Origin of the sequence: Acinetobacter sp. YH12145, from assembly GCF_013418335.1 — a bacterium.
Classification (GTDB): Bacteria; Pseudomonadota; Gammaproteobacteria; order Pseudomonadales; family Moraxellaceae; genus Acinetobacter; species Acinetobacter amyesii.
The window spans coordinates 45,854-70,519 of record NZ_VPCE01000009.1 but is presented as its reverse complement, the minus strand read 5'-3'; the positions used below and the strand labels follow the sequence as shown (position 1 = coordinate 70,519).

Genomic DNA, 24,666 nt, shown 5'->3' with positions numbered 1-24,666 from the left:
CATGCAGCATTGATGTTTTAAAGATTGTCTGACAAAGAAAATATTTGAGCATTTTTGCAAATCTAGAGGTCGGTTTTGCTAATGGCCTAGTGATCTATCTCACTTAATTTGATCCTCAATCTATGTGTTTTTACTTTAATCGACATGAAGTCAATGAACGGTAAACACCCAAATTGAGAGCAAAATCATGAGCGCTTTTCAACCGATAAAAAAAACTTTAGCACGCGTATTTGCAGGCCCTGTCTTTGACCCAACAAAACAGTCTGCCGTTGTACCTATTCGTCATATGAAATTTGATTTCGAACCAGAAAAAATTGATCCAAAATTTTATATGAATGCAGAATTGGCCAGTGCCTATTTTGCATCTTTATCTATTTTCTTAACCCGTGGCGAAGATTTGGTGATTGATACTGCTCGATATCATCGCGACTTTATTCAAGATCCTGTATTAAGACAACGTGTCACGTCGTTGATTGGGCAAGAGGCTATTCATTCACGTATGCATGAAGAAATGAATGAAGCGTATCGCGCAAGAAATCTGCCTGTGCAATTTTTTAGAAAGTTAGAACACTACGTCTTTGCCTATGGTTTTGAACGTATGCCACAGCCAATGAAGTTATCCTTAATGGCAGCAATTGAGCATTTCACCGCAGTGCTTGCGGAATACATGATGAATCATGAAGAAATCTTTTTTAATTCAATAGATGAAAAGCAGCGCGCCATTTGGATGTGGCATATGTTGGAAGAGTCTGAACACAAAGACATTGCCTATGATGTTTATCAAGAATTATCAGGTAATTATGCTTTACGTATTGCTGGCTTTTTCCCTGCATTAATTACCATTTTGGGTTTGATTTCAATTGGTGCATCGATTGTCCCTTTCTACAGAAAGCCATCAAATTTGATTAGCCTAAGCTACTGGAAAGATGTTCCGCGCAGTTTCCAACTGATTTTTGGGCTAAGAGATGGTGTTTATGGCAGCAGCCTCGGGCATATTTTTGATTATTTACGACCAAGTTTTCACCCAAATGATCATGACACTTCTGCATTTCTTGAATATTACAAAAAGCGTTTGCTGAACCCTGTTGATGGTGTGTTAACACCTTATTTTGTCAAAGAATTTACCCCAGCATTAAAACGATAAAAGGACAAAACCATGGGTCTATTTGGAAAAAAGAACAAGCCAAGTGAAAATGCCTATGCGGTGGTCACTGGTGCAGGCAGTGGTATTGGGCGAAGTTTCGCTTTGGAGTTGGCTCGTCGTGGCGGAACAGTGGTCTGTGCCGATATTCATTTAGAGGCAGCGCAAGAAACGGTGGATCAAATTCAATCCATGACATCATCAAATGCTTATGCGGTGCAGTGTGATGTAGGTAAAGCTGAAGAAGTAAAAGCATTGTCAGAGCAAGCTGAGCAGTTGATGGGACATGCTGTGACCTTGGTGATCAACAATGCAGGCGTCGGGCTGGGTGGTAAATTTGATGAACTGAGTTTAGACGACTGGCAGTGGTGCATGCATGTCAATTTGTGGGGTGTGGTGCATGGCTGCCATTATTTTGTACCCAAGTTGAAACAAAATAAGCAGGGGGGCGCGATTATTAATGTTGCTTCTGCTGCGGCATATACCGCTGCACCAGAAATGACAGCATATAACGTGACGAAGTCGAGTGTGTTGGCATTGTCTGAAACTTTATCGGCAGAGCTCAGATCGGCAAATATCCGTGTGAATGTACTATGCCCAACTTTGGTGCCGACCAATATCATGAAAAATGGACGCTTACCCAATCGATATTCAGGCTTGGCTGATCAACTGCTGATGAATCATGCATTTACGACGAGCCACGATGTCGTCAATTTGACATTGAATAATTTAGATGCAGAGAAGTTGTATACCATTCCGCAACCTGATGCCAAATTATTTTGGTGGTTAAAGCGTCTATCCCCGCAAACCTATACCCGCTTATTGGGGATGGGTTATCCCTTATTTAACAACTATATTAAAAAGTCGGGAGCAAAAGCATGAATATGCCGACACAATTACATGACGAAGATGTAAAAGCATTAGATCAAGAGAAAACTCAAACTAAAAAGGCAACAACGCAAACTAATGCACGTCGTCCTGTAACGTCTTCTGCCAAAGCAAAAAAAGCAGTACAAGACCAATCAGAGTCAGAGCCTAGCCTAGAAAAACCAAGCGTAGAAAATCAAGTGCGTGTCTACGATACCATCGTGATTGGTGCGGGGATATCAGGTTTAGCTGCTGCTCATCAAATGAATGAACGGGGTTATACCGATTATGTGGTTTTAGAAAAAGCCAATCGCGTGGGAGGAACATGGCGCGACAACACCTATCCAGGTTGTGGATGTGATGTTCCTTCGGCGTTGTATTCTTTTTCATTTGCGCCGAGTCATAAATGGAGTCATTTATTTGCCAAGCAACCTGAGATTCTGAACTACTTAGAGGATGTGGCAGAGCAGCATGGGCTTTATCGTAACATTCAGTTCAACTGTGAATTGATTGCAGCGGAATGGAATGAGGAATTAAAGCAATGGCAATTGGAGACGAGCAAAGGTAAGTATGCCGCGAGAACGGTAATTTTTTCAACTGGGCCGATTACTGAACCTCAAATTCCAAAAATTAAAGGTATTGAAAGCTTTGAAGGTGAAATGTTCCATTCTGCGCGATGGAACCATGCCTATGACTTAAAAGATATACGTATTGCGGTGATTGGTACGGGGGCATCTGCGATTCAGTTTATTCCTCAGATTCAACCTATTGCCAAAAATGTGGTGGTGTTTCAACGTACCGCACCATGGGTATTACCAAAAGCAGATTTACCACTGAATGACCGTGCGAAAGGCATTATTACCCGCTTTCCAGCTGTTCAAGAAACTTGGCGAAAAAGTGTAGCTGGTATATTAAATGGTATCAATTTAGGACTGCGTAATCCTTCACTTTTAGAGCCTGTGAATTATTTGGGTCGTCAGTTGTTAAAAACACAAATTCAAGATGCTGAATTACGTGAAAAAGTTACACCAAACTTTTCTATTGGTTGTAAGCGTCTTTTATTTGCCAATAACTATTATCCTGCTTTGCAGCAAGCTAATGTCGAACTTGTACCACATGGTTTAGTCGAAATAGAAGGTAATACTGTTATTGCTGCGAATGGTGAACGTCATGAAGTCGATGTCATTATTTGGGGCACAGGTTTTGAAGTTTCTCATCCGCCGATTGGGCAACGTGTAAAAAATGCCAAAGGGGAGTTATTGTCAGAACTTTGGAAAAACAGTTCTCCCGAAGCGTTTTTGGGGACTAGTATCGCGCAAGTACCCAATGCCTTTTTGGTGCTCGGGCCAAATATTTTGGTTTATGATTCATTTATTGGGATTGCAGAAGCACAGGTTGGATATATCGTCGATGCCTTGTTAAAAATGAAACAAGAGAAGATACAGCGGCTTGAAATTAAGCCAAATGTATTGGCCTATCACAATGCAAAAGTACAGACACATCTACAGACTACAGTCTTTAATAGTGGCGGCTGTAAGAGCTATTACTTAGATGCCAATGGGCGCAATTTTGCAGCTTGGCCGTGGTCACTGAAACAGTTAAAGCAGCGTCTAAAACAGGTAGACTTGGCAGACTATGAGACGGTTGCTTAGAAAATATTGTTTATTAAAAGTTGCCTAACTCAATAAGCCAAAATAAAGGATCATCAATATTTAAACCTTTTGTTTACAGCCTAATTTCTACGTGGAATTAGGCTTTTTTTATGACGCTATCTGATGAAACAGTGTGAGATTTTCTAGAAAATGGCGATTTAAAATACATTCAGCAATATACACCATACTTTATAGCTTGTGATGCATCGTTTTATCTAATGATTGAGTTGGAAAATTCAGTCAGATGGGGCTGTTCAATAGCGCAAAATAATTCTAGCTGCATAAAAAAACCGCCCCAAAGGGACGGTTTTTAGATTCGCACAATTCTTTCGAATTAACGACCTTGGATATCGCGTTGAGTTTCGCCAGTGTAAAGCTGACGAGGACGACCGATTTTGTAAGGTGCGCTATGCATTTCTAACCAGTGGCTGATCCAACCAACAGTACGTGCAAGAGCGAAGATTACGGTAAACATTTCTGTTGGGATACCAATCGCTTTAAGGATGATACCTGAGTAGAAGTCTACGTTAGGGTATAGGTTACGTTTGATGAAGTATTCGTCAGAAAGCGCAATACGTTCAAGTTCCATAGCCAAAGCAAGTTGTGGATCGTTGATACCAAGTGCAATTAAGACTTCGTCACAAGTCTCTTTCATTACTTTCGCACGTGGATCGAAGTTTTTGTAAACTCGGTGACCGAAGCCCATAAGTTTAACTTCTTTAGTTTTCACTTTTTCCATGAACGGAGCAACGTTTTCTACAGTGCCGATTTCATCAAGCATCTTAAGAACAGCTTCGTTCGCGCCGCCGTGAGCAGGTCCCCATAGAGCCGCGATACCCGCAGCGATACATGCGTATGGGTTAGCGCCAGTAGAACCAGCAAGACGTACTGTAGAAGTAGACGCGTTTTGTTCGTGGTCAGCATGAAGCGTGAAGATACGGTCCATTGCTTTAGCAAGAATAGGGTCAACTTTGTAATCACGGTCTGCAGGAGTAGCAAACATCATGTACAAGAAGTTTTCTGCGTAGCTTAAGTCGTTACGTGGGTAAACGAATGGTTGGCCTACTGTGTATTTGTAAGTCCAAGCAGCTAAAGTAGGAACTTTAGCGATTAAGCGAATAGCAGTGATTTCGCGGTGGTCAATGTTTTCAACATCGAAACCGTTGTGATAGAACGCAGAAAGCGCACCAACAACACCACACATGATCGCCATAGGGTGAGCGTCACGACGGAAACCATTGAAGAAACGGCCAACTTGATCGTGAACCATAGTGTGGTTACGAACTTTAGCATCGAATTCTTGTTTTTGTTCAGCAGTAGGAAGCTCGCCGTTCAAAAGAAGGTAGCAAGTTTCTAAGTAGTCTGCTTTAGTAGCAAGCTGGTCGATTGGGTAGCCACGGTGTAGAAGAACACCTTTACCGCCGTCAATGAAAGTGATTTTAGATTCACAAGCAGCCGTTGAGACAAAACCAGGATCAAAAGTAAAGTGACCTGCGGCCAACACATCTTTAACGTCAATTACATCTGGGCCTAGAGTGCCACTGTAAATTGGTAAGTCAATTTCTTTGCCATCAAGCTGTAAAACGGCTTTTTTGCCAGTTGCTTCAGACATTCAATAGATCTCCTGTCCTGGTGAATGTTTTATCTGACTCAGTACTAATCTTTTAATGCGAGAATCAGACAGATCAAAAATTTGCTCTAAGATTAGAGGGAACTGAAATTTTGTCAATTATACTTATGGATATAAATTGAGGATCATTCCTTGAAATGAAGCACAATTCATCCGCTTAAAAAATGAGTAAAATCACAGTGCCGACGCAGTATAATAAGTCAATTTGCAGGGGAGGTGCAGATTAAAAAAAGCCTATTGCCTTAATTGTAAGCAATTTTTAATTCTTAAAAACTCTGAAACAAATATGAATTACAAGACCGCTATTTCATTAAATTATTATAATTTTCGTAACTTACACACATCTGTGGCTCTAAATTGCTTTTTTCTTATTCATAATTAAAACGACTTAATCGTACTTAAAAAAAAGTTCGTTTGGTTAAAAAATAGTTAATTAAACGCCTTTAAAAGATCAATAAATGAACATTTTTGTCATTGGAAAGGTAAAAAATGGAGTTTTATTAAACAGATTTGCTGTTGCTGAGATTTTTATGCACAGACTAAGTACTTATTTCGTTTCATGATCTTTTAGTTTTATCATTTGAGAAAATGGTGCACATTTATTTTTGTGATTATGGCTTGGCGAATGTGCTGGAAGATTTTAAAATGTAGTGGGAAAAGAAAGATTTAGATTTGTTCATCTTTAGTCTAAAAGTTTAAGTCGCCATATACACACAAAAACAATAAGTGAAACTTACATTTAACCGATTAAAACCAATAACATAGTATGATTTTCTTAGATAAATAAGGTATTTGTTTTTAGAAAAGTTATTGTTAATGATTCTTATTTAAGGATATTTTGCAAAATTCCTAATTGTCTTCGTTTGTGTTTTGAAAGTTCACGTTTTATAATTCCCTGTCGTTTATAAGATCAGACAGCTGCAGAGTTTATTATATTGTAATGTCTGACTATGCTAGCTTTCCTACGAATTAATTCCAACAAACTCCGGATGGAGTTTTTACTTACAGGATGCCCGCTGTGAAAAGCAACAGACCTGTCAATTTGTCCATGGGTCAAGTTTTAGACGTAAACTTAAAATCCCCTGTGGCTATTGCATCAATTTTACACCGTCTATCAGGTGTTATCGTATTTTTACTCGTACCGGTCCTTCTTTGGATTTTAGACAAATCTTTATCTTCACCTGAAGGTTTTGCGCAAGTTCAAGCTGTGTTTGATAGCTTTATTGTGCGTTTTGTCGTATGGGTATTTGTAGCCGGCTTAATTTATCACCTTATTGGTGGTATCAAGCATCTATTTGCAGATCTTGGCGTTGCTGAAGAACTTCAAAGTGGTCGTATCGCAGCTACTATTTCATTGATCTTGTCTGCAATCGGTATTGTTGCAGCATTTGTATGGATTGTTCTCTAATGAAAAGTGCTACAGGTTTAACAGGATCAGGTTCTCGCGATTGGTTTATCCAGCGTGTAAGTGCCGTTGTATTGGCTGTTTATACTATTGTTGTACTGGGCTGGATCCTTTGCAATAGCGGATTCACTTTTGAGCAATGGTATGGCTTTATGATGACAACACCAATGAAGATTATGTCTTTATTGTCTGTCTTATCTCTTGTTGCGCATGCTTGGATTGGTATGTGGCAAGTATTCACTGACTATGTGACTACTCGTCAAATGGGTCCTTCAGCAAACGGTCTGCGTTTAGTGCTGACTTCTGCAGTGATTGTTGCAGTATTTGCATACGCGATCTGGGCGATCCAGATTTTTTGGGCAAATTGATAGGAAAATATCATGGGCGCTATAACCCCTAAAGAAGATTACACAAATATTCCACACCTAACTTTCGATGCAGTCATCGTTGGTGGTGGTGGTTCAGGTATGCGTGCTTCTTACCAACTTGCTCAAGCTGGTTTGAAAGTTGCTGTACTGACTAAAGTATTCCCAACTCGTTCACACACTGTTGCAGCGCAGGGTGGTATTGGTGCATCTCTTGGTAACATGCAAGAAGATAACTGGCACTACCACTTCTACGATACAGTTAAAGGTTCTGACTGGTTAGGTGACCAAGACGCAATTGAGTTTATGACTCGTGAAGCGCCTCAAGTTGTATATGAGCTTGAACACCTAGGTATGCCATTTGACCGTAACGCTGACGGTACAATTTACCAACGTCCGTTTGGTGGTCATGCTGCGAACTATGGTGAAAAACCAGTTCCACGTGCATGTGCTGCTGCCGACCGTACAGGTCATGCTCTTCTTCATACGCTTTATCAAAGCAACGTGAAAATGGGTACTCAATTCTTCGTTGAATGGATCGCACTTGATTTGATCCGTAATGAAGAGGGTGATGTGCTTGGTGTGACAGCAATTGACCAAGAAACAGGTAAAATTGCAGTATTCCAAGGTAAAGCAACATTGTTCGCTACTGGTGGTGCTGGTCGTGTTTACCGTGCATCTACTAACGCTTATATCAACACTGGTGACGGTCTTGGTATGGCAGCTCGTGCAGGGATTCCATTACAAGATATGGAATTCTGGCAATTCCACCCAACAGGTGTTGCGGGCGCAGGCGTATTGTTGACAGAAGGTTGTCGTGGTGAAGGTGCGATCCTTCGTAACGATGCTGGTGAGCCGTTCATGGAACGTTATGCTCCGACACTGAAAGACTTGGCACCTCGTGACTTCGTATCACGTTCAATGGACCAAGAAATTAAAGAAGGTCGTGGCTGTGGTCCTAAGAAAGACTACATCTTGCTTGATATGACGCATCTTGGTGCTGAAACAATCATGAAACGTCTTCCATCTGTATTTGAGATTGGTAAGAAATTCGCGAACGTTGATATCACTAAAGAGCCAATTCCTGTAGTACCTACAATCCATTACCAAATGGGTGGTATTCCTACAAATATTCATGGTCAAGTGGTTGTTCCTGTATCTCGTGAAACTGAAGCTTTGGTTGCGAACTACAATAAAGAAACTGGTGTGTACTCACACAATGCGGGTGACCGTGATTTCACTAAACCAGTGAAAGGTTTCTATGCAATTGGTGAATGTTCATGTGTATCTGTACACGGTGCTAACCGTCTAGGTACAAACTCATTGCTTGACTTGGTTGTATTTGGTAAAGCTGCTGGTGAACATATTGTTGACTATGTAACTAAACACCACGGTGATGAATATGCACCGCTTCCTACAACTGTTCTTGAAAAAACTTTGAATCGTGTTCGTCATCTTGATGAATCAACTTCTGGTGAAAATGCTCAAGAAGTTGCAGATGCAATCCGTGACATCGTTCAAGATCACGCTGGTGTATTCCGTACATCTGCACTTCTTGAAGAGGGTGTGAAACAGATTCTTGCGCTCGAACCACGTGTACGTAACATTCACTTGAAAGACAAATCTAAAGTATTTAACACAGCGCGTGTTGAAGCTCTAGAAGTTGAAAACCTGTATGAAGTTGCGAAAGCGACACTGATTTCTGCGGCTGCACGTAAAGAATGTCGTGGTGCGCATACAGTGGTAGATTTTGAATTACCACCTGATCATGCTGACTACCCATACGGTCGTCGTGATGATGAGTGGATGAAACACACTTTATGGTTCTCTGTAGATAACCGTCTTGAGTACAAACCAGTACGTTACAAGCCTTTATCTGTAGATGCTATTCCGCCTAAACCACGTACATTCTAATTGGGAGAAGTAAGATGAGTAGAGGTACTCGTACATTTAATATCTACCGCTACGATCCTGATAAGGATGCAGCTCCGTACATGCAAACTTTTAAACTAGAGTTGACTGATAAGCATCGTATGTTGCTTGATGCACTTCTAGCATTAAAAGTTCAAGACGAATCATTAACATTCCGTCGTTCATGTCGTGAAGGTATTTGTGGTTCTGATGGTGTAAACATTAATGGTAAAAATGGTTTGGCGTGTCTTTGGAACCTAAACGACTTACCAGAAGTGATCACAATTCGTCCACTTCCAGGTCTTCCAGTAATTAAAGATTTGGTTGTAGATATGAATCAGTTCTACGATCAGTACAATAAAATCCATCCGTTCCTAATCAACAATCAGCCTGCGCCTCCTAAAGAGCGTTTGCAGTCTCCTGAAGAGCGTGAACATTTAGATGGTTTGTACGAATGTATTCTTTGTGCATGTTGTTCAACTTCATGTCCATCATTCTGGTGGAACCCAGACAAGTTCTTGGGTCCTTCAGCATTGTTGAACGCATATCGCTTCATCATTGACTCTCGTGATACAGCAACTCAAGAGCGTTTGGCTCGTCTTGACGACCCATTCTCATTGTTCCGTTGTAAAGGTATCATGAACTGTGTATCTGTATGTCCTAAGGGTCTTAACCCAACTAAAGCAATCGGTCACATCCGTAATATGCTTTTAGATCTTGGTTAATAGATTTAGCAGTAAAAAGAAGCGCACCATTGGGTGCGCTTTTTTTGTCATATATAAAAATGATGATAGTGAAAGTTATTCGCTGTCATTGCAGAGTGCTATAAATGGATTTCATAGAAACGTAGTGAATTAAAAGTATAAAGTGATAGATAAATGGTTATTTATTGATGAAACGCTCGTTCAAGTCTGTCAAAAGGATTAGAAGATGTTATTATGTAACGTAGTAAAAAGAGAGAGGATAGGAATGTCAGCTCTCTTTTGTTTTTGTATATGAGATGAGGTAAAAACCGAACGTAGACTTTTGTCTTAATTGAAAGATCATTTTATATGTAGCACCATATCATAGATGAAAATACAAACAGTGTATTTCGCTAATTTATGAGAGGTATGTGTCAAAAAAATCAATTGAAATGCTCGAACGTGTTAGCATTTAAGGTATCACTATATGTAAAAAATGACTTTGAATTGGGTACATTTTTTCTACAATTTAAGCGCTGTAGACGGTATATAAATGTTAATAAAGTCGCTTTAGAAAAGATAATTGCGAAAAATTTATTTTTTCTAAGATGATTTGCAAAAATTGCCCGATTTATGTCGGGTATTTCTCAATGAGTAATGATGCCGCTGAGGGCGTTATTGTTCATTAATCACATTGGGTAATCCTAATGTAGTGATAACGCCTCAAGGCTTAAGCCTAATGGGGACTAATGTCATATTACCAATTTGACATTACTAATCATGGGTTCGCTTAAAAAGCATCCTGAAATGTTTTGCAATAGGAAATGGGTCCACAAATGCAAGAAGTTGCTGACGCACTGCGTCTTGACACTGAACTTAGCGCTGACAGTGCAGCGTATATTGAAGAACTTTATGAGCAGTATTTAACGGCTCCAGACTCAGTAGAGGCTGATTGGCGTGAATACTTCGATAAATTCCCGAAAGGTGATCAACCACACAGCAATGTACGTGAGCAATTCCTATTATTAGGCCGTAATTCAAGCCGTGTTCAGCCAGTAGTGCAAAGTGCAGTAAGTTCTGAGCATGAACGCCGTCAAATCGGTGTATTACAGTTGATCGCTGCATACCGTAACCGTGGTCATCAAAACGCAAAATTAGATCCACTTGGTCTTGCAAAACGTGAAATCGTGCCTGATCTAGATCTTGCTGCGCACGGTCTAACTCAGTCTGATTTAGATACTGTATTTAATACAGGTAACCTTGCAATCGGTAAGTCTGAAGCAACACTTGGTGAAATGGTTCAAGCAATGGAAGCAACTTATACTGCTTCGATTGGTGTTGAATACATGCACATTGTTGATACAAAAGAAAAACGTTGGATTCAACAACGCCTTGAAGGTACTCGTGGTCAATTTGGCTACACTGCAGACCAGAAAAAACATATCCTTGAACGTCTAACTGCAGCTGAAGGCCTAGAAAAATACCTTGGTAACAAATTCGTTGGTGCGAAACGTTTCGGTGTTGAAGGTGGTGAATCTTTCATTCCTATGGTGAATGAACTTATTCAACGCGCAGGTTCAGTAGGCTGTAAAGAAGTGGTTATCGGTATGCCTCACCGTGGCCGTTTAAACCTTCTTGTAAACATCATGGGTAAAAACCCAGCTGATCTATTTGGTGAGTTCGAAGGTAAATCTCTGCATAAAAAAGGCTCTGGTGACGTTAAATACCACCAAGGTTTCTCTTCAAACGTAATGACTCCGGGTGGCGAAGTTCATTTGGCATTAGCGTTTAACCCATCACACTTAGAAATCGTTGGACCTGTAGTAGAAGGTTCTGTACGCGCACGTCAAGTACGTCGTAAAGATATCGGTGGTGATGATGTATTACCAATCATCGTTCACGGTGATGCTGCATTTGCAGGTCAAGGTGTAAACCAAGAAACTTTCCAAATGTCACAAACTCGCGGTTATACCGTGGGTGGTACAGTTCATATCGTTGTAAACAACCAAGTTGGTTTCACAACGTCTGACCCACGTGATGCGCGTTCTACAGAATACTGTACTGACATCGCGAAAATGATCCAAGCACCGATCTTCCATGTGAACGGTGATGATCCTGAATCTGTATTATTTGTTTCTCAATTGGCACACGATTTCCGTCATACATTCCGTAAAGACGTTGTAATCGATATGTTCTGCTACCGTCGTCGTGGTCATAACGAAGCCGACGAGCCAGCTGCAACTCAGCCAATGATGTATCAAATCATCAATAAAAAAGCGACTACACGTACGCTTTATGCTGACAAGCTTGTACAAGAAGGTGTTCTTGATCGTGCTTCTGCTGATGCAATGGTTGAACAATATCGTTCTGACCTTGAAGCAGGTAAACACGTTGCAAATGCGTTGGTACTTGAGCCAAACACAAAAATGTTTGTGGACTGGAAACCTTATTTAGGCCACGAATACACAGATAAATGGGATACCACTTTCCCAATCGAACGTCTAAAAGAGCTTGGTGCGAAAATGCGCGAGCTTCCAGAAGGCTTCGTGATGCAACGTCAGGTTGCTAAAGTGATTGATGACCGTCTGAAAATGCAGACTGGTGAAATGCCATTGAACTGGGGTGCTGCTGAAACATTAGCTTACGCGTCTCTTCTAGATGAAGGTTTCCTTGTTCGTTTAACAGGTGAAGACGTTGGTCGTGGTACATTCTCACACCGTCATGCAAAACTTCATAACCAAGTAGATGGTTCAACTTACATTCCATTATGTAACTTGAAAGAAAACCAACCACGTACAGCTATTTATGACTCATTATTGTCAGAAATGGCGGTTCTTGCATTCGAATACGGTTATGCAACGACTCTTCCGAAGAGCCTTGTCATTTGGGAAGCGCAATTTGGTGACTTCGCAAACTGTGCACAGGTTGTAATCGATCAGTTCATCGCGTCTGGCGAAACTAAGTGGGAACGCGTATGCGGTCTGACTATGCTTCTTCCACATGGCTTTGAAGGTCAAGGTCCTGAGCATTCATCAGCTCGTTTAGAGCGTTTCTTACAGCTATGTGCTGAAGAAAACATGCAAGTGATCACACCGACTACACCAGCGCAGATTTATCATGCGATGCGTCGTCAAGCACTTCGTCCAATCCGTAAACCAATGATCGTCACTTCACCGAAGTCTCTTCTTCGTCACAAACTCGCAACGTCTACATTAGAAGAACTTGCAAATGGTACATTCCAAACTGTGATCGATGAAATCGACAATATCAACAAGTCAGACGTAACTCGTCTAGTGCTTTGTGGTGGTAAGGTTTACTACGACTTACTTGAAAAACGTCGTGAAAAAGAATTGAACAACACAGCAATCGTTCGTATTGAACAATTGTATCCGTATCCAGAAGCACGTCTTGCTGAAGTTCTGGCACAATATCCAAACGTTAAAGAATTGGTTTGGGCTCAAGAAGAACCGAAGAACCAAGGTGCATGGTTATTCATCGCTCCGCGTCTTTATGACGACGTGATGAAAGCGGGCAAACAAGTTCGTATTAGTTATGCAGGTCGTGAAGCTTCTGCTGCACCGGCTTGTGGTTCACCATATTTGCACGCAAAACAACAAGCTCAGCTCGTAAATGATGCTTTAGCTATCGTAGCTGAATAACAGGAGATTCTTAATAATGGCAACCGAAATTAAAGCACCGGTATTCCCAGAGTCAGTTGCTGACGGTACAGTTGCAACTTGGCACAAACAACCAGGTGAAGCAGTATCACGTGACGAAGTGATTTGTGATATTGAAACAGATAAAGTTGTTTTAGAAGTTGTAGCTCCTGCTGACGGTACGATTTCTGCAATCGTTAAAAACGAAGGCGATACAGTTTTATCGAACGAAGTGATTGCGACTTTTGAAGAAGGTGCTGCTTCTGGCGCTGCTCAAACTCAAGCTGTTCAATCAGAAGAGAAAGTAGAACAAGCTGCTGCGCAAACTCAAGCGGGCGCTGCTCCTGTTGTTGAACGTGCTCAACCTGTTGCTGATCAAGCTCCTGCAGTGCGTAAAGCATTGACTGAGTCTGGCATTGCTGCTGCTGACGTTGCTGGCACTGGCCGTGGCGGTCGCATCACTAAAGAAGATGTTGCAAACCATCAAGCTAAACCAGCTGCTCCTGCTGCTGCGCCATTAAGCGTTGCTGTTGGTGAACGTATCGAAAAACGTGTTCCTATGACTCGTCTTCGTAAGCGTGTTGCTGAACGTTTACTTGCTGCAACTCAAGAAACTGCAATGTTGACTACGTTCAACGAAGTAAACATGAAACCAATCATGGAAATGCGTGCGCAATACAAAGATGCTTTTGAAAAGCGTCATGGTGCACGTCTTGGCTTCATGTCATTCTTCGTTAAAGCGGCAACTGAAGCACTTAAACGCTACCCAGCTGTAAACGCTTCGATTGATGGCAATGACATCGTTTACCACGGTTTCTACGACATCGGTGTTGCTGTATCAAGTGACCGTGGTCTCGTAGTTCCAGTTCTTCGTGATACTGACCGCATGAACTATGCTGAAGTTGAAAACGGTATCCGTGCATACGCTGGTAAAGCGCGTGATGGTAAATTGGGTATCGAAGATATGACTGGCGGTACATTCACTATTACTAATGGTGGTACTTTCGGTTCTTTGCTTTCTACACCTATCTTAAATACGCCACAAACTGCGATTTTGGGTATGCATAAAATCCAAGAACGTCCTATGGCTGTAAATGGTCAAGTTGAAATCTTGCCAATGATGTACTTAGCGCTTTCTTATGACCACCGTCTAATCGATGGTAAAGAAGCAGTAGGCTTCCTTGTAACAATCAAAGAATTGTTAGAAGAACCAGCTAAGCTAATCCTTGATCTTTAATACTTCAGAATAATGCAATGGGCTTAGAGCGATCCTCTAAGCCCATTTTTGGAGATACACATGTCTCAATTTGATTTAGTTGTTATTGGTGGCGGTCCTGGTGGTTATGAAGCTGCTATCCGCGCTGCTCAATTAGGCTTTAAAGTAGCTTGTATTGAAAAACGTATTCATAAAGGTAAACCATCTTTAGGTGGTACTTGCTTAAACGTGGGTTGTATCCCATCTAAAGCATTACTTGATTCATCTCACCGCTATGAAGATACCGTTCATCACTTAGATGACCACGGTATTACGACTGGTGAAGTGAAATTTGATCTTGCAAAACTGCTTGATCGTAAAGACAAAATTGTTAACCAATTGACGATGGGTATTGATGGCCTACTTAAAGGCAATGGTATCGAATGGTTAAAAGGTACAGGTAAATTACTTGCAGGTAAGAAAGTTGAGTTTGTATCTCACGAAGGTGAAACTCAAATTTTAGAACCTAAATATGTAATCCTTGCATCGGGTTCTGTGCCGGTAAATATTCCAGTTGCACCTGTAGATCAAGACATTATTGTTGACTCTACTGGCGCGCTTGAGTTCCCAGAAGTGCCTAAACGTCTTGGCGTAATCGGCGCGGGTGTAATTGGTCTAGAACTTGGTTCTGTTTGGCGTCGTCTAGGTGCTGAAGTTGTTGTATTTGAAGCAATGGATGCATTCTTGCCAATGGCTGATAAGGCTTTGGCAAAAGACTACCAAAAAGTATTGACTAAACAAGGTCTTGATATCCGTGTTGGCGCGAAAGTTGCTGGTACAGAAGTGAATGGCCGTGAAGTTACTGTTAAGTACACTCAAGGCGGCGAAGACAAAACTCAAACTTTCGATAAATTGATCGTTTGTGTGGGCCGTAAAGCATATGCAGAAGGTTTATTGGCTGAAGATTCAGGCATTAAACTCACTGAACGCGGTTTAGTTGAAGTAAACGATTGGTGTGCAACTTCAGTTGAAGGTGTATACGCAATTGGTGACTTGGTACGTGGTCCAATGCTTGCACATAAAGCAATGGAAGAAGGCGTAATGGCTGTTGAGCGTATCCACGGTCATGCAGCTCAAGTGAACTATGACACTATCATCTCTGTAATTTACACACACCCAGAAGCGGCGTGGGTTGGTTTAACAGAAGAGCAAGCGAAAGAAAAAGGCCACGAAGTTAAAACAGGTCAATTTGGTTTCGCTGCAAATGGTCGTGCAATGGCTGCTGGTGAAAACGCAGGCTTTGTTAAGTTTGTTGCTGATGCGAAGACAGATCGTCTACTCGGTATGCACGTGATTGGACCTGCAGCGTCTGACATCGTACACCAAGGTATGATCGCACTTGAGTTCGTATCAAGTGTTGAAGACCTACAGTTAATGACTTTCGGTCATCCGACATTCTCTGAAGTGGTTCATGAGGCGGCACTTGCAGTCGATGGACGTGCGATTCACGCGATTCAGCGTAAACGCAAATAAGATGAAAAAAAGAGCGACTTAGGTCGCTCTTTTTTGTTTAAGATGGTTGTTTTAATTTGAATAATCATCTAAAAATAAAGATAAGAAATATTTTAAGATTTAAAAAGGTTAAAGCTGCTTTGACGGATGTCTGGGCTTTAATGGGTCATAACAAAGCGAAGAAAGAGTAAAAGGTTGTTCAATGAATCTACACGAATATCAAGCTAAAGCGTTATTAAAAAAATATGGTATGCCAGTCCAAGAAGGCGTATTTGTAACTACCGCAGAAGAAGCAGTCAAAGCTTTTGAGCAACTGGGTGGTAAGTTTGCGGTACTCAAAGCCCAAGTGCATGCAGGTGGTCGTGGTAAAGCAGGCGGCGTTAAAGTCGTAAAATCTGCACAAGAAGCCACTGATTATGTGAACAAAATGGTCGGCTCACGCTTAGTCACTTATCAAACAGATGCATTAGGTCAACCCGTCAGCGGTATTTTGGTATCCGAAGATGTTTATCCTGTAGAGCGTGAATTGTACCTAGGTGCTGTAGTTGACCGTTCTAGCCGTCGTGTGACCTTTATGGCATCGACTGAAGGCGGTGTTGAAATTGAGAAAGTTGCAGAAGAAACGCCTGAAAAAATTATTAAAGTTGAAGTTGATCCTCTGGTTGGATTGTTACCATTCCAAGCACGTGAAGTGGCGTTTGCTTTAAACCTAAAAGATGGTCAAGTGAATCAATTTGTCAAAATCATGTCTGCGGCTTATCAAGCATTTATTGAAAATGATTTTGCTTTATTTGAAATTAACCCGTTATCCGTACGTGAAAATGGCGAGATTTTATGTGTGGATGCAAAAATTGGTATCGACTCAAATGCTTTATATCGCTTACCAGAAATCGCAGCACTACGAGATAAAACGCAAGAAAATGAGCGTGAGCTGAAAGCATCAGAATTTGATCTGAACTATGTTGCCTTAGAAGGCAATATTGGCTGTATGGTCAATGGTGCTGGCCTAGCGATGGCAACCATGGACATTATTAAACTCTATGGTGGTCAACCTGCAAACTTCCTAGATGTAGGCGGTGGCGCGACCAAAGAACGCGTAATTGAAGCCTTTAAAATCATTTTGGCGGATAGTTCTGTGCAAGGTGTATTAATTAATATTTTTGGTGGGATTGTACGTTGTGACATGATTGCTGAAGCAATTATTGCAGCGGTTCAAGAAGTAAATGTGACTGTACCTGTGGTTGTTCGTTTAGAAGGGAACAATGCAGAGTTGGGTGCAAAATTACTTGATGAATCAGGTTTGAAATTGATTTCTGCAAATGGCTTGGCTGATGCTGCAGAAAAAATTGTTGCTGCGGTAAAAGGCTAAGGGAGTAGGGATCATGAGCGTATTAGTTAATAAAGACACCAAAGTATTGGTACAAGGTTTTACCGGTAAAAACGGTACATTCCATTCTGAACAGTCAATTGCTTACGGCACAAAAGTGGTCGGTGGGGTGACTCCGGGTAAAGGCGGCACACAACATTTGAATCTACCCGTATTTAATACCATGAAAGAAGCGGTGCGTGAAACGGGTGCAACGGCAACCTCGATTTATGTACCTGCACCATTTGTCCTAGATTCAATTATTGAGTCTATAGATGCAGGTGTAGAGCTGATCGTTGTGATTACGGAAGGTGTACCGACACTTGATATGCTAAAAGCGAAACGTTACCTAGAAACCTATGGTAACAATGCACGTCTAATTGGTCCGAACTGTCCAGGGATTATTACTCCGGGTGAATGTAAGATCGGTATTATGCCGGGGCATATTCATCAACCAGGTAAAATCGGCATTATCTCGCGTTCAGGGACTCTGACCTATGAAGCTGTAGCGCAAACCACGAAGCTGGGTCTAGGTCAGTCGACGTGTATCGGTATTGGGGGAGATCCAATTCCGGGCATGAATCAAATTGATTGCTTAAAGCTGTTCCAAGACGACCCGCAAACTGAAGCGATCATCATGATTGGTGAGATTGGTGGTACAGCAGAAGAAGAAGCGGCTGAATATATCCAGTCGAATGTAACTAAGCCTGTTGTCGGTTATATCGCGGGTGTGACTGCACCAAAAGGTAAACGTATGGGACATGCAGGCGCGATCATTTCGGGCGGTAAAGGTACAGCAGAAGAGAAATTTGCTGCTTTTGAAAAAGCCGGAATGGCCTATACCCGTAGTCCTGCTGAATTAGGCTCAACTATGTTTGAAGTCTTAAAGTCAAAAGGTCTTGCTTAAGTACGGTAAGTTTCTGTTAATAAAAACCCCTCAAATGAGGGGTTTTTTTATTTTTATTTAATAATAGTGGGTGAATAGTAAAGAAAATTTATAAAATCAGCATATTCTCATTCATTATTAACACTTTAGTATGAATAATTAACCAAATTTAATCGATCAAAATATGATATAATGTGAAACACATCACATTAATTTAATTTGATGAATAATTACTCTTCTAACGTGAATAATCATGATTTATAAATCTTATTTATCTCGTCTATGTTTCTTGTCGATTTTTTCGAGCCTTCCTACGGTTGTATTTGCAGTTGATAATATTGATCAGCAAAGAGAACAAAGTGTTGCAGATATCCGTGTCGGTAAAGTGGATCAGGGATTTAACCAATTACAAGTTTTATTAGCGCAACATCCTGAAAATCAGAAGCTCATTGCAGATTACACGCTCCTGCGTTATGCAAATGCAACCTTTAGCTCTACAGATGTGGCCTACTTGGCGAAGATTAGTCCAACGACGTTTCCAGATTATGGCAAAGTCAGTGTCATCAAAGCTTTACGCGATCTTAAACAATATGATCAAGCCTTACAGTGGGCACAAAAATTTTATCAGCAGGATCAATCGGAACAGTGGTTGATTTGGCAGGGTGTGTTGCTTGCAGAATCAGGTCAAAAAGATCAAGCAAAACAAAAACTGGCAAATCTCAACTTACAGTCGCTTGGTGCAGATTATCTTTCGCAATTGGCCTATGCCTATCGATTATTGGATATGCCTGCTGAATCTCTCAATGCAGCGAAATATGCGTTAGAAAAACAGCCCAATGCAGATATCCAAGAACAGTTCGTATTGGCTCTATTGCAAAATAGCGATTTTGCCACTGCGCAAAGCTACATTCAGGCCAATGGACTCAATAGTTCTAAGCCAGTGTTGCAACATTTGCTCAAGATGAATGAGTTCTCGCAGCGTATTCAACAAGGCATTCAAGCCTCAAAAAATGCGTTTGATATGAAGCGTGGGGCAACGGCATTTGAACCACTAGATCGTGTTCTGGCTGAAATGAGTGCTTATGAAGACTCACTTCCTGCAGATGAAGCCAGTAAACGTAAATTTTACTATGAATATATCTATGCCTTAAATGGACGTAATGCTTCAAAGCAGGCATTGGCACAAGTAGAAAAAACAGGTCAAACAGCTAAAGAAATGCCTGCTTATGTACGACATGCTTTGGCAGACAGTTATTTAAAATTACGTCAACCTGAAAAAGCTGAGCCTTTATATCAGAGTTTATTTGCTGAAAAAAATTATGCGGACTATAACGTCTATGCTGGTTTGTACTATAGCTTGATTGAACAAGAAAAATTTAAACAAGCCAATCAGTTAATCGACACCATGGACAAACAGTTGCCGACCTTTGTTTATAGTAATGCAAAAGGTGTTGATAAGGCGCCACACGATGATCGTACTGAATTTATTGCGTTGAAGGGATTGAACTATGCTTATCGCAACGAGCATGAAAAAGCGGAACGTTACTTTAATGACTTAACAGCAAAGGCTCCTGGCAATATTGGGTATCAAAATAATTTGGCATTAATTCAACGTTGGCGTGAAAAACCAGAGCAATCCCAGCACACTTTGGCGCAGCAGAATAGCTTAGAGCCAATTTCACAAGGAACGCAAATTAACCGCATGCAGAATTTCCAAGCCTTGAGTCAAATTCAAGCTTGGCGTGAACTCAATCAATATATGGTCAGTCATGTCGGTGATGATACGGGCGTAAAACAAAGTAAAAAAGAATTAGATGATCGGAATCGTGCGTCAATTCAACATCAAAGTACCTTTGCAAAAAGTGAGTCTGATGATCCTCGTGTACAAAATCGCCTGAAAGGTTCACGTGAACAGGAAAACTGGACGCGCATCAATAGCCCATGGTTTTACGATAATTACCGACTCTTTGCAGACCATAGCAACCGTTGGTCGAAGTATGAGTCTGGCAAATTAAAAGACCAAAGGATTGGCATGGGTTTGGAGTGGGCTTCGGATCGTAAAGCTGCATCTGCATTATTCTCTCAAAGCACCGATGGCGACCGTTTTGGTGTGCAATTGGATTGGTCACATTGGCTGAATGATCATTGGAACTATGCATTGGGTTATGACAGCCAAGCGGATATTCCATTGCAATCTTTGGCACAGGATCATGAAGGGCAGGCATATCGTTTTGCACTGAACTGGCAACAAAATGAATCACGTAAAGCAGGTGCAAGTTATCAATTGACCGATATTGATGATGGCAATCTACGCCAAGAACTGTCAGGGTATTTTAAACAGCAATTCCAACAATCTCCGCATCATATTTCTGCGGCAACACTGCGTGGTTATTACGGAAAAAATGATCCGGTTGATGTGCCTTATTTTAACCCCGAACATAGCTATAGCGCTGAAGTGACATTGGAACATGATTGGATGACATGGCGTGATTATGAACGTCATTTTAACCAGCACTTTGCAGCAACTATCGGTACATTCGGACAAAAAGGCTACTCAAGTCGTCCGATTTATAATTTGTTTTATCAACATGATTGGCAGCTCTCGCGCACGTGGAAACTGAACTACGGCATAGGTTGGGGTTCACATCCGTATGACGGAAAAGATGAAGATCGTAGTTATGCAGTTGTTGGTTTTGAGGGGCGCTTCTAATGAAAAATACATTAATACACCGCATGTTGAAGCAAAGCTTAGTTCTAGCTGTGACTTTGCCCATCAGTACGACATATCTTTTTGCTGACAATAATGTGCCAAAAACTGCAAATTTGGCGATGCCTGAACTTGATGAAAGTACCGCACATAACCAATTTGTAACGCTGACCTTTCATGATGTTCGCGATGATGTTGCCAAACGTGGTGACCGAGATGTCTATGCGATTAGTACGCAAAATCTTGGGCAATATTTTGCGTGGATTAAACGAGAAGGTTGGCAGCCCATTCGTTTAGAAGATGTCATGCAGGCGCGTTTACAAAAGAAAAAGCTACCTGAAAAGGCGCTGTTATTAACCTTTGATGATGGTGCGCTAAGTAGTTATAGCAAAGTATTTCCATTGTTAAAGCAATATCAATTTCCTGCAGTTTTTGCTATTCCAACCAGTTGGATTAATGGCAATACCAAAGATGCTTATGAAGCTTATGGTGTGGGTAATTTGATGAATTGGGATCAAATGCGGGAAATGCAAAAGTCGGGATATGCCGAATTTGTATCGCATTCGGATGATCTGCATCATGGTATTTTGGCAAACCCACAAAAAAATATGGAACCTGCTGCGATTACACGTCAGTATTTTCCAGCTCAAAATCGTTATGAAACCGATGCTGAGTTTGAGCAGCGTATTGTGCAAGATTTGAAGAAATCTAAACAAGAACTCGATCGTCAACTGGGTATTCATAGTATGGCAATCTTCTGGCCATACGGTGCAGTTACACCGGAAATTGAGGGATATGCACGTAAAGCAGGACTGCCCATGTCCTTTAGCTTAGGTAATGTGGTCAGTCAGGCAGATTCAGTGCATACCTATCAGCGTGCCTTGATTATGGATAACCCAACACCAGAGTTTATCCACCAAAATATGGAAGACTTTATCGTTGAAGCTCGTGCGCCTTATAAACAACGTAAAACATTCCTGAATTTTAATTTGACTGAATTACAAGCGCCAACGGATGAGCAATCAGATCAGAAATTAGGGAGATTATTAGATCAGGTCAATGCGTTAAAAACTAATACATTGCTTTTAAATGCCGCAGTTGATCATGATGGTGACGGTAAAATTGATGCCTTATTTTTCCCAAATTCAAAACTGCCGATGCAGCAAGATTTACTGAATCGTACCGTATGGCAAGCTCGTACACGAATTGGTAATCGAGTCTATGCACAGCTTCCAATCAGTTTAGAGCTACAGCAGGGGATTAATCTAGCAGACCTAACGGCAGATCTATTGAAAAATAACAGTTCGCTAGAAGGTTTAATTATTAACACCGGTAACAGCTTGGACTGTGCAATTCATTCAGCTCAGTGGTCAACCGCATGTACCGAGCAAGTGCAAAAAATTATTGCAATTAAAGAGCGTAGTAAGGCGCAAGCGCATTTTTATTCCAATATTAGTAATGACAACCAAACCGCGCTCAAGGTGAATTTAACTGGACATCAGTTTTCTGGATTAAAACCGTTGGTGACTCGTGCCTTAACAGCGTCGGACTTTCTGTATTTAAGTATTAACCCAGGTCAACATCCGCAAAGTTTTAAAGCCTTTATGTCCGCATTGAAGACTTTGAATACAGAGCAAAAGCAACGCTTGATTGTCAGTTTGGATATCAATCCAAAAATGAGCGAGAAAGATTGGACACAGTATCAGCAAAACTATCAGGCTTTACGCGCAGCATCGGTTCAAAAAATCGGACTGAATAATTACCAGCTTCAGGATGGCGAACGCGTTCAACATCACCTATATCAAAGCATCAGCTTGAATGGCAGTCCACTGACTTACCGTGATCCGTATATACAAGGAGGTCAGTAATGCAAGAATGGGAACTGAGTTTTAACGATCTGTTTTTTGCCTTTGCTTTCCTATATCCCTTATTTATGGCGTGGATTTGGATTGCTGGAGGCGTGTGGTTCTACTTAAAGCGTGAATGGAAACAACCTGAACTTCCCGTGCCAACCGTACACGGTTGTAGCATCATTGTGCCTTGCTTTAATGAAGAAGCACAGGTACGTGACACGATTCGATATGCGATGCAGAGCCAATATCCAAATTTTGAAGTGATAGCGGTGAATGATGGCAGCAAAGATCGAACCGCTGAAATTTTAGACCAATTGGCACTCGAATATCCGAGATTGCGTGTGGTGCATTTGGCTGAGAATCAGGGTAAAGCGTATGCGTTACGTGCAGGCGCGATGGTCAGCCAATTTGAATACTTGATCTGTATTGATGGTGATGCATTATTGCACCCGCATTCAGCACTTTGGATGATGCATCATCTGACCAGTTTTCCACGAGTCGGCGCTGTAACCGGTAATCCACGTATTGTGAACCGTTCAAGCATCTTGGGTAAAATTCAGGTCGGTGAATTTTCTTCGATTATTGGCTTAATCAAGCGCTCTCAAAGAACCTATGGTCGTATTTTTACAGTATCAGGTGCAATTGCAGGTTTCAGAAAAACGGCACTCGACCGCATCGGTTATTGGCGTGATGACATGATCACAGAAGATATTGATGTGTCATGGCGTTTGCAGTTCGATCATTGGGATTTGCACTATGTGCCGCAAGCCCTTTGCTATATCTATATGCCAGAAACATTTAATGGACTTTAGAAACAACGTTTACGTTGGGCTCAAGGCGGCATCGAAGTGCTATTTGCCTATTTACCTAAAATATTTAAATGGCGTTTACGTCGGATGTGGCCGATTGCATTCGAATCTATCATTAGCGTGATCTGGGCATATGTGATGTTCAGTATTTTTGTCTTGTATTTTTATGGACTGTTTTTCTCATTACCGGGCGAGTGGGCGATTCAATCACTTTTACCTCAATGGTATGGGGTGATTTTAGGCGTGACCTGTTTATTTCAGTTCCTCGTGAGTTTATGGATCGATCGTGCATACGACAAAAAACGCTTACTTCGAAATTATTTTTGGGTGATTTGGTATCCCTTATTTTTCTGGATCTTAGCCATGCTGACAACGGTCGTTGCTTTGCCAAAGACTATTTTTAAAACCCAAAAGCGTGCGCGTTGGGTCAGTCCAGACCGTGGATTTAGAGGGGAGGAAAACAATGAACCAAGTTAATTTACAAAATCAGAAGCCGGTTGCAGATTCAGATTTTAAAATTATTCAAGATGAATCATTGCTTGAATTACCTGAATATATTGATAAACCTGAATACGTCAAACGCAAGTCAGCAGGCTATGGTCTGATGGCAGTCGGGTGGATGCTTTGGATGTGGTTGTTTTTACCGCTATTAACCCTTGTGTTTTGGTGGTTTGAAGGCACGGTGGTGTATTCACAGGTTATGGATCAGTCCCAACCGATGACCAGTCTAACGATCATGAAATTGATTTTCTCAATCGGAATCTTTATTTGCTGTCTATTTGTTTGGGCAAGTTATAACTGGCTGCGTTTTCACGGTGAAGACCGACGAAAGGCGCCTGAGAATGCTCAAGATGAAGATTTGGCGAAAAGCTTTCATGTAAAAGCCAGTGATATAGCCACGATGCGAGAATCAAAAAATATCACCTTGCACTATACGGATGAAGGTCAATTAGAACACTATAAAATCAACAGCTAATCAGCGTTCTTCATCAGATCTAGAATCCTAGATCTGATGATGTAGGCATTGG

16 protein-coding genes and 1 pseudogene are annotated in these 24,666 nt (G+C 41.3%); 16 read left to right on the top strand and 1 reads right to left on the bottom strand.

Annotated features, from left to right (window positions below):
- The first annotated feature begins 187 nt into the window (after window positions 1-187).
- Genes FTU80_RS11490 through FTU80_RS11480 form a run of 3 tightly spaced genes read left to right on the top strand, consistent with a single transcriptional unit; the run spans window position 188 to window position 3,660 of the window.
- Window positions 188-1,144 carry a metal-dependent hydrolase gene (locus FTU80_RS11490; protein WP_111884407.1) on the top strand — a complete coding sequence of 319 codons (957 nt, stop codon included), beginning with the start codon at window positions 188-190 and terminating at the stop codon, window positions 1,142-1,144.
- A gap of 12 nt (window positions 1,145-1,156) precedes the next feature.
- On the top strand, window positions 1,157-2,023 hold the full coding sequence (locus tag FTU80_RS11485) for an SDR family NAD(P)-dependent oxidoreductase (protein WP_180085141.1): 867 nt from the start codon (window positions 1,157-1,159) through the stop codon (window positions 2,021-2,023).
- Entirely contained in the window at window positions 2,020-3,660 is a 1,641-nt protein-coding gene (locus FTU80_RS11480; protein WP_180085139.1) for an NAD(P)/FAD-dependent oxidoreductase, read from the top strand. The genes FTU80_RS11485 and FTU80_RS11480 overlap by 4 nt, the downstream gene beginning before the upstream one ends.
- Before the next feature lie 334 nt (window positions 3,661-3,994).
- On the opposite strand, the gene gltA is transcribed toward FTU80_RS11480, so the two are convergent.
- Window positions 3,995-5,272: a citrate synthase gene (gene gltA / locus FTU80_RS11475; protein ID WP_180085137.1), complete on the bottom strand. Its 1,278-nt coding sequence runs from the start codon at window positions 5,270-5,272 to the stop codon at window positions 3,995-3,997.
- A gap of 1,027 nt (window positions 5,273-6,299) precedes the next feature.
- Here gltA and sdhC point away from each other — a divergent pair.
- The 13 genes and pseudogenes from sdhC to pgaD all read left to right on the top strand — a co-directional run bounded on the left by sdhC (window position 6,300) and on the right by pgaD (window position 24,614).
- The gene (gene sdhC, locus FTU80_RS11470) at window positions 6,300-6,698 is read left to right on the top strand and encodes a succinate dehydrogenase, cytochrome b556 subunit (protein ID WP_078192993.1); all 399 of its coding nucleotides are present in this window, start codon (window positions 6,300-6,302) and stop codon (window positions 6,696-6,698) included.
- On the top strand, window positions 6,698-7,063 hold the full coding sequence (gene sdhD, locus FTU80_RS11465) for a succinate dehydrogenase, hydrophobic membrane anchor protein (RefSeq protein ID WP_078192992.1): 366 nt from the start codon (window positions 6,698-6,700) through the stop codon (window positions 7,061-7,063). The genes sdhC and sdhD overlap by 1 nt, the downstream gene beginning before the upstream one ends.
- 12 nt (window positions 7,064-7,075) lie before the next feature.
- Window positions 7,076-8,974 (top strand): succinate dehydrogenase flavoprotein subunit, encoded by a 1,899-nt coding sequence (gene sdhA, locus FTU80_RS11460; protein WP_078192991.1) that lies wholly within the window; start codon window positions 7,076-7,078, stop codon window positions 8,972-8,974.
- Window positions 8,975-8,988: 14 nt separating this feature from the next.
- Window positions 8,989-9,696 carry a succinate dehydrogenase iron-sulfur subunit gene (locus tag FTU80_RS11455; RefSeq protein WP_078189905.1) on the top strand — a complete coding sequence of 236 codons (708 nt, stop codon included), beginning with the start codon at window positions 8,989-8,991 and terminating at the stop codon, window positions 9,694-9,696.
- Window positions 9,697-10,490: 794 nt separating this feature from the next.
- Complete coding sequence (locus FTU80_RS11450; RefSeq protein ID WP_180059506.1) at window positions 10,491-13,313, top strand: 2-oxoglutarate dehydrogenase E1 component; 2,823 nt, start codon at window positions 10,491-10,493, stop codon at window positions 13,311-13,313.
- Window positions 13,314-13,329: 16 nt separating this feature from the next.
- On the top strand, window positions 13,330-14,547 hold the full coding sequence (odhB, locus tag FTU80_RS11445) for a 2-oxoglutarate dehydrogenase complex dihydrolipoyllysine-residue succinyltransferase (protein ID WP_078192990.1): 1,218 nt from the start codon (window positions 13,330-13,332) through the stop codon (window positions 14,545-14,547).
- A 60-nt stretch (window positions 14,548-14,607) separates the two neighbouring features.
- A complete protein-coding gene (lpdA, locus tag FTU80_RS11440; RefSeq protein ID WP_078192989.1) occupies window positions 14,608-16,038 on the top strand; it encodes a dihydrolipoyl dehydrogenase in 1,431 nt (476 codons plus the stop codon).
- Between the two features lie 181 nt (window positions 16,039-16,219).
- Entirely contained in the window at window positions 16,220-17,386 is a 1,167-nt protein-coding gene (gene sucC, locus FTU80_RS11435) for an ADP-forming succinate--CoA ligase subunit beta (RefSeq protein ID WP_180085135.1), read from the top strand.
- Between the two features lie 13 nt (window positions 17,387-17,399).
- Complete coding sequence (gene sucD, locus FTU80_RS11430; RefSeq protein ID WP_180024115.1) at window positions 17,400-18,290, top strand: succinate--CoA ligase subunit alpha; 891 nt, start codon at window positions 17,400-17,402, stop codon at window positions 18,288-18,290.
- 232 nt (window positions 18,291-18,522) lie between these two features.
- Window positions 18,523-20,979 carry a poly-beta-1,6 N-acetyl-D-glucosamine export porin PgaA gene (gene pgaA / locus FTU80_RS11425; RefSeq protein ID WP_180085133.1) on the top strand — a complete coding sequence of 819 codons (2,457 nt, stop codon included), beginning with the start codon at window positions 18,523-18,525 and terminating at the stop codon, window positions 20,977-20,979.
- On the top strand, window positions 20,979-22,844 hold the full coding sequence (gene pgaB, locus FTU80_RS11420; protein ID WP_257221498.1) for a poly-beta-1,6-N-acetyl-D-glucosamine N-deacetylase PgaB: 1,866 nt from the start codon (window positions 20,979-20,981) through the stop codon (window positions 22,842-22,844). Before pgaA ends, pgaB begins: the two co-directional genes overlap by 1 nt.
- Window positions 22,844-24,115 (top strand): annotated as a pseudogene (gene pgaC, locus FTU80_RS11415) (poly-beta-1,6-N-acetyl-D-glucosamine synthase). The gene pgaB and the pseudogene pgaC overlap by 1 nt, the downstream one beginning before the upstream one ends.
- Complete coding sequence (gene pgaD, locus FTU80_RS11410) at window positions 24,102-24,614, top strand: poly-beta-1,6-N-acetyl-D-glucosamine biosynthesis protein PgaD (protein WP_180085132.1); 513 nt, start codon at window positions 24,102-24,104, stop codon at window positions 24,612-24,614. Before pgaC ends, pgaD begins: the two are co-directional and overlap by 14 nt.
- The last annotated feature ends 52 nt before the right edge of the window (window positions 24,615-24,666 follow it).

What these genes read in the sequence shown, in the direction of transcription:
- FTU80_RS11490 (WP_111884407.1), top strand. Translation starts at nt 188, where the DNA reads ATGAGCGCTTTTCAACCGATAAAAAAAACTTTAGCACGCGTATTTGCA.
- FTU80_RS11485 (WP_180085141.1), top strand. Translation starts at nt 1,157, where the DNA reads ATGGGTCTATTTGGAAAAAAGAACAAGCCAAGTGAAAATGCCTATGCG.
- FTU80_RS11480 (WP_180085139.1), top strand. Translation starts at nt 2,020, where the DNA reads ATGAATATGCCGACACAATTACATGACGAAGATGTAAAAGCATTAGAT.
- gltA (WP_180085137.1), bottom strand. Translation starts at nt 5,272, where the DNA reads ATGTCTGAAGCAACTGGCAAAAAAGCCGTTTTACAGCTTGATGGCAAA.
- sdhC (WP_078192993.1), top strand. Translation starts at nt 6,300, where the DNA reads ATGCCCGCTGTGAAAAGCAACAGACCTGTCAATTTGTCCATGGGTCAA.
- sdhD (WP_078192992.1), top strand. Translation starts at nt 6,698, where the DNA reads ATGAAAAGTGCTACAGGTTTAACAGGATCAGGTTCTCGCGATTGGTTT.
- sdhA (WP_078192991.1), top strand. Translation starts at nt 7,076, where the DNA reads ATGGGCGCTATAACCCCTAAAGAAGATTACACAAATATTCCACACCTA.
- FTU80_RS11455 (WP_078189905.1), top strand. Translation starts at nt 8,989, where the DNA reads ATGAGTAGAGGTACTCGTACATTTAATATCTACCGCTACGATCCTGAT.
- FTU80_RS11450 (WP_180059506.1), top strand. Translation starts at nt 10,491, where the DNA reads ATGCAAGAAGTTGCTGACGCACTGCGTCTTGACACTGAACTTAGCGCT.
- odhB (WP_078192990.1), top strand. Translation starts at nt 13,330, where the DNA reads ATGGCAACCGAAATTAAAGCACCGGTATTCCCAGAGTCAGTTGCTGAC.
- lpdA (WP_078192989.1), top strand. Translation starts at nt 14,608, where the DNA reads ATGTCTCAATTTGATTTAGTTGTTATTGGTGGCGGTCCTGGTGGTTAT.
- sucC (WP_180085135.1), top strand. Translation starts at nt 16,220, where the DNA reads ATGAATCTACACGAATATCAAGCTAAAGCGTTATTAAAAAAATATGGT.
- sucD (WP_180024115.1), top strand. Translation starts at nt 17,400, where the DNA reads ATGAGCGTATTAGTTAATAAAGACACCAAAGTATTGGTACAAGGTTTT.
- pgaA (WP_180085133.1), top strand. Translation starts at nt 18,523, where the DNA reads ATGATTTATAAATCTTATTTATCTCGTCTATGTTTCTTGTCGATTTTT.
- pgaB (WP_257221498.1), top strand. Translation starts at nt 20,979, where the DNA reads ATGAAAAATACATTAATACACCGCATGTTGAAGCAAAGCTTAGTTCTA.
- pgaD (WP_180085132.1), top strand. Translation starts at nt 24,102, where the DNA reads ATGAACCAAGTTAATTTACAAAATCAGAAGCCGGTTGCAGATTCAGAT.